This is a genomic window from Mesorhizobium sp. B4-1-4, from assembly GCF_006439395.2.
In the GTDB taxonomy this organism is placed as follows: domain Bacteria; phylum Pseudomonadota; class Alphaproteobacteria; order Rhizobiales; family Rhizobiaceae; genus Mesorhizobium.
This window is the reverse complement of the sequence record NZ_CP083950.1, coordinates 3,434,855-3,447,664: the sequence shown is the minus strand read 5'-3', so window position 1 is coordinate 3,447,664 and position 12,810 is coordinate 3,434,855. Positions and strand designations below refer to the sequence as shown.

General features: G+C 59.7%; 10 protein-coding genes and 1 pseudogene. 7 read left to right on the top strand and 4 right to left on the bottom strand.

Translation table 11 applies throughout. The features are described 5' to 3' along the window. The first annotated feature begins 138 nt into the window (after positions 1–138). A complete protein-coding gene (locus tag FJW03_RS16365) occupies positions 139–1,386 on the top strand; it encodes a DUF262 domain-containing protein (RefSeq protein ID WP_140766468.1) in 1,248 nt (415 codons plus the stop codon). Continuing rightward, entirely contained in the window at positions 1,379–2,149 is a 771-nt protein-coding gene (locus tag FJW03_RS16360; RefSeq protein ID WP_140766467.1) for a HEPN domain-containing protein, read from the top strand. Before FJW03_RS16365 ends, FJW03_RS16360 begins: the two co-directional genes overlap by 8 nt. Positions 2,150–2,209: 60 nt before the next feature. On the opposite strand, the gene FJW03_RS16355 is transcribed toward FJW03_RS16360, so the two are convergent. Further along, positions 2,210–2,893, bottom strand: a complete 684-nt coding sequence (locus FJW03_RS16355) for a hypothetical protein (protein ID WP_140766466.1) — start codon at positions 2,891–2,893, stop codon at positions 2,210–2,212. Positions 2,894–3,659: 766 nt separating this feature from the next. Then, positions 3,660–3,986: a hypothetical protein gene (locus FJW03_RS16350; RefSeq protein ID WP_226890376.1), complete on the bottom strand. Its 327-nt coding sequence runs from the start codon at positions 3,984–3,986 to the stop codon at positions 3,660–3,662. 1,149 nt (positions 3,987–5,135) lie between these two features. Between FJW03_RS16350 and FJW03_RS16345 the strand changes: the two genes are divergently transcribed. The 4 genes from FJW03_RS16345 to FJW03_RS16330 all read left to right on the top strand — a co-directional run bounded on the left by FJW03_RS16345 (position 5,136) and on the right by FJW03_RS16330 (position 10,085). Further along, on the top strand, positions 5,136–5,336 hold the full coding sequence (locus FJW03_RS16345; RefSeq protein ID WP_140766464.1) for a hypothetical protein: 201 nt from the start codon (positions 5,136–5,138) through the stop codon (positions 5,334–5,336). Between the two features lie 156 nt (positions 5,337–5,492). Continuing rightward, positions 5,493–6,635: a hypothetical protein gene (locus FJW03_RS16340; RefSeq protein WP_140766463.1), complete on the top strand. Its 1,143-nt coding sequence runs from the start codon at positions 5,493–5,495 to the stop codon at positions 6,633–6,635. A 211-nt stretch (positions 6,636–6,846) separates the two neighbouring features. Further along, positions 6,847–8,496 carry a DUF882 domain-containing protein gene (locus FJW03_RS16335; RefSeq protein ID WP_140766462.1) on the top strand — a complete coding sequence of 550 codons (1,650 nt, stop codon included), beginning with the start codon at positions 6,847–6,849 and terminating at the stop codon, positions 8,494–8,496. A gap of 194 nt (positions 8,497–8,690) precedes the next feature. Further along, positions 8,691–10,085 (top strand): multicopper oxidase family protein, encoded by a 1,395-nt coding sequence (locus tag FJW03_RS16330; protein WP_140766461.1) that lies wholly within the window; start codon positions 8,691–8,693, stop codon positions 10,083–10,085. 36 nt (positions 10,086–10,121) lie between these two features. On the opposite strand, the pseudogene FJW03_RS16325 reads toward FJW03_RS16330, so the two are convergent. Continuing rightward, positions 10,122–10,315, bottom strand: a pseudogene (locus FJW03_RS16325) (PTS galactitol transporter subunit IIB); the annotation flags it as partial. 140 nt (positions 10,316–10,455) lie between these two features. Between FJW03_RS16325 and FJW03_RS16320 the strand changes: the two are divergent. Continuing rightward, positions 10,456–11,772 carry an NAD(P)H-dependent oxidoreductase gene (locus FJW03_RS16320; protein ID WP_140766460.1) on the top strand — a complete coding sequence of 439 codons (1,317 nt, stop codon included), beginning with the start codon at positions 10,456–10,458 and terminating at the stop codon, positions 11,770–11,772. Between the two features lie 3 nt (positions 11,773–11,775). Here FJW03_RS16320 and proC read toward each other — a convergent pair whose 3' ends face one another. After that, on the bottom strand, positions 11,776–12,591 hold the full coding sequence (gene proC, locus FJW03_RS16315; RefSeq protein WP_140766459.1) for a pyrroline-5-carboxylate reductase: 816 nt from the start codon (positions 12,589–12,591) through the stop codon (positions 11,776–11,778). Positions 12,592–12,810 lie beyond the last annotated feature (219 nt).

Genomic DNA, 12,810 nt, shown 5'->3' with positions numbered 1-12,810 from the left:
CAACGACGCATGCCGAGGGGGGAACGATCCAACTCGAATACGATATAGGACGCCTCATATTTTTGACCCCAAAATCCGTGTTCTGATCGGCAAGCCAGCAAGTTGATGGTGGCAATTTAAAATTAGGAAACAAGGCCAGTGAGCATACCTGGCGAGTCAGAATTGGAATCGCAGTCCCAGAGCGTGTTTGCGCTGAATCCAGAAATCGAGGCAGAAGGCGATTCGGATTTCGACGTCATATCGTTTAAGACCGTTGATCAAATTGAAAAATCAATCGTCGAATCGCCATTTCGCGCAATCTACCAAACAAATAATTTCCTTCTCCCCCAGATAGTAGATGTCATTGACGAGAGTAAAACCGTCAACCTAAGACCGGAGTATCAGCGGAGATCGCGCTGGACTACGAAGCAGAAATCTCTTTTGATTGAGTCATTTCTGTTAAACGTGCCGGTTCCGCCAATATTCCTCTTTGAGGGAGATTATGCCCGCTACGAGGTAATGGATGGACAGCAGCGCTTGCTGACCGTGAGAGAATTCTTCTCTAATCAATTTAGGCTTTCATCCCTGACCATTCTCGGGCCACTCAACGGACGGACCTACGCAACGCTTCCTCCCCGGACCAAGCGCACCCTAGACAGAGCATCGCTTTCGGCAATCGTTCTGCTGAAAGAGTCTAGAGCAGCTCTTCGCGATGCTACTAGCAACCGAATTCTGGAACTAAAGAAGTTTGTCTTCGAGAGGCTAAACACCGGTGGAAAGCCGCTGAATGCTCAGGAGATAAGGAATGCCGTATTTTCTGGCTTATTTAATGACACCATCATAAGGATCGCCAGGCTGCCACTTTTTACAAAAATTTGGGGAATACCACCATACGACTCAGACAATCCTGGTATGGATTATGAAAGTCCAGAAAGAAAGAAAAACAACCTTTATAAAACGCTAGGAGACTGCCAGATTGTTCTGCGATTTTTTGCCCTGAGGAAGCAGGATGCCATCAAAGGTTCTATGCGGTCTATCTTGGACAAATGCATGGAGGAGAACCTTAATCTGGACGAAAGGCAGGCAGAGAATTTGGTCCTGCGATATTATGCTGTGTTGAATCTAGCCAACTATATTTTTGATGAGGTCCCGTTCCGCTTGACCCCCGGCTCTGAACGTCCCTCCGAAAGCATGTATGATGCGGTTATGATTGCAACAGATGGCTTCCTAAGTAGGGGGAGCGAGCTAGTTGCTGCCAAGGAAAAAATACAGGCAGCATATTGGAGTGCTTTAGACACTCCTGAGAAAGTTGAGCAGTTCAGCGGTCGGGCGAACACAGCCAATGACATCAAAGCACGCATCTCAAAGATGACTGAACTCTTTGCCGCGGCTCTACAGAATGCCTGATTTCAAAGTCGCATCCGCAGAATTCAAGAGGCAATTGGTCACGCTGGATTTACTTCTGGTCACGGTCGAGGTCACCTCGCAACAAGATGGTTTGACGCCCGTTTTGGTGGGACAAGAGCCGTTGCCAGTTCTTCCAGCAGACGGGAAGAACACCATGGCTGCCGCGGCGATTGTTCTCCTTGCCGCCCATTTTGAAGAATATGTGCGTCAGCAGATTGAGGAATATGCCACTGGTGTAATGGATTACCATGATTATCTCCCCGATAATCTGCGAGAGAAGATAGTTGATAGCTACTGGAGAGCGGGGACTAACGGTTTATCTCGAATACGTCCGTCTGGTTTTCCGGGATGGATTAACAAAGCCGATCTGCTGTTAAGGTCTCTTACTGAATATCCGGTTGAGGCGAATGTTGCGGCGTTTCATAAGAAACTAATTGTTGAGCACGAGAATAACATGCGCTTTGATACCATGGCGGAAGTCTGCGCTAGGGTTGGAATAAAGGGTCTGTCCGATCTAATCTATAGGTCGAAGCCGGTAAGAGATATATTGGGCAGCCCAAAAAAGGATCAGTTTGCGGCAGCGCTGAGGCGCGATGTGAATGAATTCTATGAGATAAGAAATGGTATAGTTCACTCAATTGCTCAGAATGCGGGAATAGGGCGCACTGTTGTCACAAAATGGTCCATCTTTTTCGACTGCCTTACCCTCAGCTCTGGAAGTCGCATTGGAGGAGTCGTTCGCGAAGTTAGCTTCGGACATTGAGAAGGCAAAAGGTAAGCTTGCAAAATCTGCATAAACGAATGCTGCGAGCGGCCCCGTTAGCTAGGTCCGAGTGACCACAACGGGCAAACTCAGTCTCGACGCCTGACGCCCCAATTCCATCATTAAGGTCCGAGCAGCGTCAGATGTCGAATGGGCTGTCATCATCCCATCATGCATCGGTAAGGCTGCAATCCCCATCCTCGCCAACCGCAGCAAGGCGGTGACCAAGATGCAGCTTTCAGTGAACATCAAGTCCAACGCGATGTCCTTGCCGAAGAGAGGCACAAGGGCAGGATGCTTAGACCCAATCGCTTCCGCCAATCTCCTCCCCGTCCAGCCCACCGGTAGCGCATCCTTTACGCTACTCGGCAGGCGGGTCATTTCGTTTGATGACGACAGCATGGCGGCGAAGCCCGCCTTCACGCCGGCACGATGCGCCTCTAAGCCGGGGATGGCATAGAGGTCACCCTCTGGCGGCTCAGCCCCCACCATCGCATAAGCGAGCCTTGGGAACATGCTGGCATAGTCGAGGTCAGCGATGGGCTCTCCATTGATCCGCAATTCAGCCCGCAGGCGCTTGGGGAGGGATTCCCAGAAGCCGCCATAGAGCCTGCCATGAAGGTTGAAGGCTTGCGGATCGGTGGCATTGCGAAGCGTGAAGCGGCGGGTCAGCTTAAAGCCGGCTTGGCGCTGGCCTTGAAGCTCTATGTCCTGAGTGGTGAGGAAGGTGTTGATCTCCTCCATCTCCCTCCGCATTGCGTGGGTCTCAGGGGTGTCCACATATTCCATCAGCACGAAGGGAAGCTTCTGGCCTCTACCATCACGCCCCATCCTTGCAGTCAGCCATATGGTCTCCTCTCCTCTCGCCCTGCCCACCTCCGCCAGTGCCCCCGAGCGCAAGGCATCGAGCAGGCTGCCCGTTGCCTCTATGCCTGTCCTGCGCTTCTTGATGTGGGCTTGGTGCTTAACCACAAGGCCTATGGCGGCCATGGCATCGATGACATGAGGGAGGTGCCCCAAGCCCCTGCGGTCATACCGCGACGCGGACGCACGGCGGTGGTGCATGGGGACGGCTATGCGCCTGTGCTTCGGGTCACCTAGGTGCATGGCCGCTAGGTTGGCCACTAGGCAGGACACGATGTTGGTCACCCTCTCCACCTGCTCCTGCTTGGGTCGCCTGATGCGGGCTTGAGGTCCCTTTGCGGTAGTTTGAAGCACCTGCATGGTGATGATGGCGGTGAGAGAGGCAAGGTGCGGGCCTTGCGAGGTCGCCCAAGGATCGAACCAGTAGTCGGAGGAGGGGAAGGGATCTCCATCAATGCCGCCACTCGCTAAGCGGGGCTCAGTCCTTAGCTCTAAGTTGCATTGATGGAGATGAGGACCGGGAAGGCCTTGTTTCACAAGCACCACCACAGGACCGCGACACGGGTAATTGAGAGAGATAAGGGCTCAACATGCGCGTCCCTGATGTGCCCTATGAGATCACACGATAAAGTGCCCACGAATTTCACTAAGCCGCCGTTCGATGCGATGGATGCGGGCCGAACCTCGCAACTTTCAGCGCGATGATTTCAGGAACTGCCGTGCCGAGAATCGGGTCTACAGCTTTCCCCATGGCTTCTCCGATCTTCCTGAGCACCAGTCCTGCGGATCGCGGGTAGGCATGAATGGCAATCGGCACGTCTTCCCCCCTTGGATTCCACATCATCCAGCGCTTGTGGGTTCCGCTGGCCAAGCGATGAGCGACCTTGGCGGCTTGCACGATCTGAAACTCGCGAGTTCGATGGCTTCCCCAGTCGTCTTCAATGAGGGCCGCCACGGCCAAATAGATGGCCACGAGCCTGCTTGCAGGAACGTCTGCCTCACTTAGCCGAGCGAATGCAATCCGCGCTCTGGTAGCAGCACTGAGGCCGCGCAGGTTCATCGCAGCTAAGGCCCTGCCGGACCCAGCCAGCAAGTAATCCATTTCCCTTACCGCTACGCTTGTCGGGGAGGGTCCGCACTGAGCGTTCTGCCATCGCGAAGCGGAATCTAAGTAGGGCCTCAAGTCGGCAGCCCGAAAAGACGGGTGCCACAAGCTTCCGTGGCGTGAACGCCTTTGACTATGATAGCGGCAAACATAGCGCGACAGGCCGTTTCCCTGCGACAGCATTGAAGGGCGAAAACATCCGGGAACAGCGCAGAGGTTACTTGCCTGCATGGAGTCTCGATATATCCGTTTTGCGGGATGGTTATCCGATCTCATAGTGCATCATCCCCAGCAGGTCGGATGGAGACAGCGGACGAGGATGTGACTGGGGTGGCGCTAAGCCGGCCAAGGTGGTGCCTTTGGTCCAGCACGGCGTATACGTCCAGTAGTGCCGCTCGGTAGTCGTCCAGCGAGGGGAACAGCACGCTTTGTTGCCAAAGCTTTAGGGATGCCTCGATGGCTGCGCCTCGGGTGACTTTCCCTGCCTTAACGTTGGCCCTCTCGTGCTCACGGCCCACCTGCGCCGCGACCCATCGCTCGGACACGGACCTAATGCTCGCTCGGGAGTGGTCGTGATAATCGCTGCCCACCACCTTTCTAGCATCGTGAAACGGTCCAAGGTCTCCGATTAACCGATCAACTGGGATTGGTTTGTCATGTCCTGCGATCTGTATTGCCGGGTAGTAGCGGGAGTTGTGCTTGCTGCCCATGACATACAGTTTCCCACCGCGGACAATATGGGCTTGGAGGAGCCAAACGGTTTCTTGGTCAAACCAATATTCCGTCGATGGCGCTTCGCCCTCCGGATGGCTGGACGGCTTTGGAAGTTTCAAAACGATCTGTGAGTGGTGACCAGCGCGTTGCCATGCGCTTTCCACGCCAATTTCCCACCGCTCCCGGTCAGCTGAGGAGAGCCCGCTAAGGAGTAATGCAGGATCGCCATGCTCCCCGCGCCGGATCTTTTGGAGCCATGTTCGACGGTCGGCCTGTATCGTCACACTGGGGAGATTAATTAGCGTGGAAGTGCCTGCTGCTGTGTTCTTTACCATTTTGCTTGCCTTGTCGGTTGTTCGCCACCTTGCGGCAGCTACAAGTTTCGACTACAAGCGAAGGCAGTGGAAAGCCGAAATAGCTAAAGTTTTCAACGCCCGCGAGGCGATGCGGGAGGCTTCAATCCTCTCTCGCAGCACCAGATTTCTCCCAGGTTTCCTGAATTAACCTGATTTGACGCCCGGCGTGCGTCGCACAAGCGCTGTTCGGCGCCCCGCATGCCCGTCTCCCTCATCGCACCGGCAACCCTGTGGTTTTCGCGCCCCGACGGCTTGTCGCGCGCGCCCGTCGATGGCTAAGTAAACGCTCACAGGGGAAGGGAGCATGGCACTTCACCTTTCGGCGGATGCCCCGGCTTTAGTCGCGGCCGCGCCGCAAAAATATCTGTTTGGCCCGTTCATCGACTTTTTCATGCTTGGCGGAAGCGCGCTTCTGATCCTGCCGGTCCTGTATTTTGTGCCGCTCAGATACGAAGCTGCCGTGACGCTGACGATGTTCTTGCTTTCCCATCTCATAAACCAGCCGCACTTTGGTCATTCATACCAGATCTTCTATCGCAATTTCGCGCGCAAGGTGTGCGGCGACGGCTACAGCCGCAATCTGCAGATCCGCTATATTTTGGCGGGCATCGTCGTCCCGTTGGCGATGATTGCCTTCTTTGCCTATGGCTCATTGACGGGGAACACCCGGCTGCTCGGCTATGCGACCAACGCGATGGGCTTTTTCGTGGGCTGGCACTACGTCAAGCAGGGCTACGGCATGCTGATGGTGGATGCCGTGCTGAAGCGCAAATTCTTCGGCGATCAGGACAAGAAGGTGTTGCTGGTCAACGGCTATGCCGTGTGGCTGTTCGCATGGCTGCAGACAAACGTGGTCATCACCCAGAGGCAGTTCTGGGGTTTGGACTACTACACCTTCGCGGTCCCGCCATGGCTCATCACCGTTGCTATGTCGATCGCCGCCGCCTCCTCGGCGGCAACCGCCGTGATGTTCATCAATCGCTGGCGCAAGCACGGTGGCGCGCTGCCCTATAATGGCGTTGTCGCCTATGTCGTGTCCCTCTATGCCTGGATCCTCTTCGTGACATTGAACCCGCTCTGGCTGCTCGTCGTGCCGGCGATGCATTCCCTGCAGTACCTGGCGGTGGTCTGGCGCTATCAGACCAATGTCGAGCGCGACCGTGCCGATGCCGTCGAGAAGCCGGCATTGAAGCTCCTGTCCATTCTTGGACCGCTGTACAGGCTGCGCGTGCTGGCGTTCATCATCGTGGGCGCAATTCTGGGAGCACTCGGTTTCTGGCTGGTGCCGATGGCGCTGGCCGACCTCATTCCTTACGACAAGGCAGTGCTCGGCTCATCGCTTTTCCTCTTCATCGCCTGGATATTCATCAACGTGCACCACTACTTCCTGGACAATGTGATGTGGCGGCGCGGCAATCCGGAAGTCTCGAAATATCTGTTTCGCTGAAGCAGATCCCATTGCGGGCAACCGCCATTGCGGGACAGCGGTTCCGGGCACGAACACGATTCGTTAACCAAGATGCTGTTCATCGGCGTGTTGTAGAACGGATGGCCCGTCTGCGTGGTCAAGCCTGCTTGTCAGGTCGAGAGCTTCGAAAAGAAGGCTCCGCATCCGGCGACGACGTCAAATCGCCCGAAACAAGAACAATGTGCAAGGCATGAACGTGATTGAAAGCGAACAGAACGGCGCCTCCCCTCGTTGGACATGGCTGCCGGCCATTGCGGTCGCGTTCCTTTGCCTATACGTCAGCACTGCATTCGCCGAGACGCGCGCCCTGAAGATCCAACATCTCCATACGGGCGAGAAGGCCGAGATCGTCTTCAAGCGCAACGGGCGCTATGATCAGGCGGGATTGAAGAAGATCAATTTCATGCTGCGCGACTGGCGCCGCAACGAGCCGACCAGGATGGATCCGCGCCTGCTCGACCTTGTCTGGCAGGCCTATCGGGCCAGCGGCTCGACAGCCTATATCCATGTGGTCAGCGCCTATCGTTCGCCGGCGACCAACGCCATGCTGCGCGGCCGCTCGAAGGGCGTGGCCCGGGAAAGCCAGCACATGGTTGGCCGCGCGATGGACTTCTTCCTGCCGGATGTGCCGCTGAAGAAGCTACGCGACATCGGCCTCAAGATGCAGGGCGGCGGCGTCGGTTATTATCCGACCTCCGGTTCGCCTTTCATCCATATGGATGTCGGCAATGTGCGGCATTGGCCGGGCATCAGCCGCCAGGAACTCGCCAGGGTCTTCCCGAACGGCAACACGCTGCATGTGCCGAGCGACGGCAAGCCGCTGCCCGGCTACGAGCAGGCGTTTGCCGCGTACAAATCGCGCAAGGCAGCCGGCACGCCCAACATCGAACTGGCAAGCGCCGACGGCGGCCAGCGCAGGCCGGCACGTGGCCTGCTGGCGACGCTTCTGGGCAGTCGCAGCTCGGACGAAGCGGATGATGTCGCGGAAGCGATGCCGGCGCCACGCAAGCCGGCCAAATCCGTTGAAACCAAATCCGTTGAACCGAAGTCCGTTGAACCCAGGCCGGCCGGACAGGGCATCGCCATCGTGCCGCCGGAGGCAGCCCAGCGGGCGGATATCCAGATGGCTTCCGCCGCTCCGGCTGAAGAAGCGCCAGCCGAGCAGCAGGCGAAAACGCCTGAAGCGATCGTCATGGCGATGAAGCCAGGCGCGGTGCCTCTGCCGGCCTTCGCACCGCGCGCCGAGGCCACGGCGAGTGTTCCGGTCCCCGAAACGCCGGGCCACGAAACCGTGCCGTTCGCGGCTCGGGCCGAACTGTCGGCTGCCAAGCCGGCGGCAGCCAATGCCAAAATTCCCTTGGGCAACACGAATGCCGCTGCCGCAACCGCCGCGCCCGACGTGGTGGCGCTCAATATCCCCTTGCCGACATGGCGGCCGCGGACAAGCGCCGCGCCTCGGCCGGAAGCCGGATCCGGCGATGCCATAGCTGCCTTGCTGGCAAGGCATCATGCCGACCTCGATGGGCTGGCTGGCCAGCGGGTTGCGGTCCCCGCATCGGAACCCGAAGATCGTGCCAGGACCAACGCCAAGGCCGATCGTGTCCGGCCACGCCTCGATACCAAAGCCCCGCCGGTCATTGTGCCCGCTGCGTCGGCCGGCCGGCCGCTCGGGGCGGGTCGCGGCATGGCGGGGTCGGCGCCCGTCATTGCAGCCAATTTCATCCGCACGGCGCCGCAGCACGTCTATCTCGATGGATTCCAGCCGCGGCGACAGGCGTCCGACCACCGCCGCTTCACCGGCTCCGCAGTGAAGTTTCTGCCCATCGCCAGCTTCAAATAGGACGAACGCACGCGCTGGAAGGGGCATGCATATTGTGCGCGCAAGACCGGTCCGCTTCGATCCAGTCTTCGCCTGCTTCGAGGCGATGGCACAGGCAATCGCCAATGTGCGAATGTGTCGGCATTTGCGCCGGTGGCTCGCCTGTGATCCAAGGCGGCACTGGATGCGGGGCACCCCTGCGGTTGGAGCGCTGAATGACTCTACTCACACGTCGCGGGCTTCTCAAAACCGCCGCCGTCGCTGGCGCGAGCGGTGTCGGGCTTGCCGCGATCGGCAGGCTTGGCAGTCTGGCCGCCGCCAGTCCTGAGCCGGTGGTGCTGCAGACGGCGAAAATCCAGGCCAAGCTGATGGGCATTGGCCCGACCAGGGATGTGCTGACCTATGGCCGCGCCGGCATGCCGCCGGTGCTCAGGATGAAAAAGGGCGAGCCCTTCGCCGCGCGCCTGGTCAACGCCATCGATGATCCGACAACCATCCACTGGCACGGCATCCGCCTGCCGAACAAGATGGATGGCGTGCCGTTCCTGGTCCAGCCCTACGTCTACACCGGCGATCATTTCGACTACGCCTTCACGCCTCCCGACGCCGGCACCTTCTGGTACCACCCGCATTGCAACACGCTGGAGCAGATGGGCCAGGGCCTGACCGGCGTGATCGTGGTCGAGATCCCGAACGATCCGAAATTCGACGCCGAATTTGTCCTCAACCTGCGCGACTGGCGGCTCGGCGACGATGGCCAGTTCATCGACCAGTTCCGGCCGCGCGATGCCGCCAGAACCGGCACCTACGGCACGGTGCGCACCGCCAACTGGCACGACCAGCCGCAATATGACGCGCCGGCCGGCGGGCTGGTGCGGCTGCGCGTCGCCATCACCGATGTCACCCGCATCTACGCCTTCCGAGTCGATGGAGCGGAGGCTGACGTCATGGCACTCGACGGCAACCCGGTGCCTGAGCGTTTTTTGCCCGATGCCCTGCTGCTTGGCCCTGGACAGCGCATGGAACTCGCCATCCGCATGCCGGACGAGGAGGGCGCTGTCGTCAGCCTGCGGGATGTCAGGGGCACCAAGCCCAAAATCCTGACGACCCTGCGCGCGGCGGGCAGCTCGCTCAGGCGAGACATCCGCGATATTGCGCCGCTGGAGGTCAATCCGGTGGCGGATGTCGATCTGACCAGCGCGCAGCATATTTCCCTGGCGCTCAGCGCCACGGCCGAAAACATTCCGAGCAACGGTATCTGCGGTTCGCTCGGCTACGGTTTCTGGGCGATCAACAAGGTGCCGTGGCCAGGCGACACGCCGGACCCGACCGCGCCGCTGGCCGAACTGAAGCTCGGCAAAAGCTATATCATCGACATGGAGAACCTGACGCCGCAATCGCATCCGATGCATCTGCACGGCATGAGCTTCAAGGTGCTGTCGTCGTCGACGCGACCGGTTCAACCGCTGATTTCGGATACCTATCTCATTCAGCCCAACGAGAAGGTGAGCCTGGGCTTCGTCGCCGACAATCTGGGCGACTGGCTGCTGCACTGCCACATCATTGAGCACCAGAAATCGGGCATGACGAGCTACGTCAGGGTGGTTTGAAGCCAAGCCCGTCGCCAGGACCGCGTCGTCGGCGCCCTACTTGCGCAGCTCCGCTTCGATCTCGTCGAGCACCTTGTCCTTGCCGATGCCGGTGAGGAAGGCGAGGCCCTTGATGACCGGCTTGGTCACCGAAGCCGAGATCGGCGTGGTGGCGACGATGAGGTCGACGCCGTCGGCGAGCCCCGTACTTCGGTCGCCTTTGCCTGCTGGGCGTTGAAGGTGAGGCCCTTTGGGCCAATCGACCAGGGGTAAATGCGCTTTTCCCCCGGTCAATTTCGGCGGAATTGACCGCCGAGACTGGTTTTGTTGGCAAACGGAGCCCGTTCCCTGCTAATCCGGCGGCAAATCAAGAAGCTGTGGACATCCCTGCATGACCAATGTCGCCCTTACCGGGCTTGCCCGTGATCTTGCCAGCCGCGCCGCCGAGGGCCGTCCGGTGCGCATCGGTGTCATCGGTTCGGGGGAAATGGGCACTGACCTGGTCACGCAAGGCATGCTGATGCCTGGCATTTCGGTTTGCGCCGTCTCCACCCGTCGTCCGCACACGGCGCGCGACGCAATCCGCATCGCCTATGGCGACGAGGCGATGGCGGTCGAGGCCGACACGGCATCGAAAGTCACCGGCGCCATCGAGAGCGGGATGATCGCCATCACCTCAAACGAGACGCTGGTCACCAATCCCCTGATCGATGTCGTCATCGACGCCACCGGCAAGCCTGGCGTCGCCGCCGATTTCGACCTGATGGCGATGGAGCATGGCAAGCATCTGGTGATGATGAATGTCGAGGCCGACGTCACCATCGGCTGCTATCTCAAGCAGCAGGCCGACCGGCTTGGCGTCGTCTATTCGGTCGGCGCCGGCGACGAGCCGTCGAGCTGCATGGAACTGATCGAGTTCGCTTCGGCCCTTGGCCTGACGATCGTCTCGGCCGGCAAGGGCAAGAACAACCCGCTCAACCGCGACGCCGTGCCCGATGACTATCGCGAGGAAGCGATCCGCCGCAACATGAACCCGCGCATGCTGGTCGAGTTCGTCGACGGCTCCAAGACCATGGTCGAGATGTGCGCCATCGCCAACGCCACCGGCTTGGTGCCCGACGTGCCCGGCATGCATGGCCCCAAGGCCGACCGCGACGACCTAGCCAAAGTCCTGATCCCGCGCGAGGATGGCGGGCTCCTCACCAAAAAGAGCGTCGTCGATTACACCATCGGCAAGGGCGTGGCGCCCGGTGTGTTCGTCATCGTCGAGGCCACGCATCCGCGCATCATCGAGCGCATGGACGATTTGCATATCGGCCATGGCCCCTACTACAGCCTGTTCCGCCCCTATCATTTGACGTCGCTTGAAGTGCCGCTGACCGCCGCCCGCATCGCGCTTTTCGGCAAGCCGGACATGGTGCCGCTGCCAAGGCCCGTCGCCGAAGTCTGCGCGGTCGCCAAGCGGAACCTGGCTCCCGGCGAGATATTCGATGCGATCGGCGAGACCTGCTACCGGTCCTGGACGATGACCGTCGACGAAGCTCGTGCCCGGCGCGCCCTGCCGGTAGGCCTGCTCGAGGGTGGCAAGGTGTTGAAGCCGGTCGGCAAAGGCGAATTGCTGACCACTGACAATGCCGCCCCCGACCAGACGACGAAGCTGTTCGCCTTGCGCCGGCTGCAGGATGAGATGCTTTACGGCGCGGGTTGAGGGTTACTTCCCCAGTTCGATCGACCGCAGCCGCGCCGCCTCGACGGCCTCTATCAGCAGGTTGGTCAGCCGGTCTTCGCCCATCAGCACAGCCAGCGCTGCCGCTGTCGTCCCGTTCGGGCTGGTCACCTGCTGGCGCAGCACGCCCGGTTCCTCGTGGCTTTCGGCGGCGAGCGAGGCGGCGCCATAGACGGTCTGCATGGCGAGCAATCTGGCGGTTGCCGCCGGCAGGCCGGCCTTCTCGGCGGCCACGGTCAGGGATTCGATGAAATGGAAGATATAGGCCGGGCCCGATCCGGAGACTGCAGTCACTGCGTCCATCAGACCTTCATCATCGATAGTGGCGACCTTGCCGCTGGCCGACAGCAGGTCGGCGACGAAACGCTTGGCACCGTCGGATACCAGGGGGTTGGAAAACACCACCATCATGCCCTTGCCGATCGCCGCGGGCGTGTTGGGCATGCAGCGCACGATCGGCGCGCGGTTGCCCAGGATCTCCTCGAAGGTGGCGACCGGCGTGCCGGCGGCGATGCTGACGAAAGTCGTGCGGCCGTCGCCGAAACGCTTGTAGGCGGCGGTGACGTCGCGGATCACCTGCGGCTTCACCGCGACGACGACGAGATCAGGCACGGCATCGGCTGGAATGCCGCCGGCATCCGCTGCCGTGCCGCAGCCGAGTGCGGCGGCGCGGTTGCGCAAATCGGCATTGGGCTCGACCACGAAAACCGTCGACGGCGAAAGCTTGCCGGATTTCAGCCAGCCCGAGAGCATCGCGTAACCCATATTGCCGCAGCCGGCGAGAATGAGCCTGATCGTCATGGAACCCTCCCAAGGAAGGCTCTGCATAGACGTTCGCGCCTCAGCGGGAAAGCCCTGTCAGCACGGACGCGATGATCGCGCATCGCGATCGTTCGTGTGCTGGGAGCGATAGGCGGGAAAGCTTAGCGTGCCATTCCGAGGACCGAATGCACTGCCATTCCAGTGCTTGAGGTTATGAAAAGCTTATGCACTGGCCTGCCAAAGTTAACCTTTTGTTTC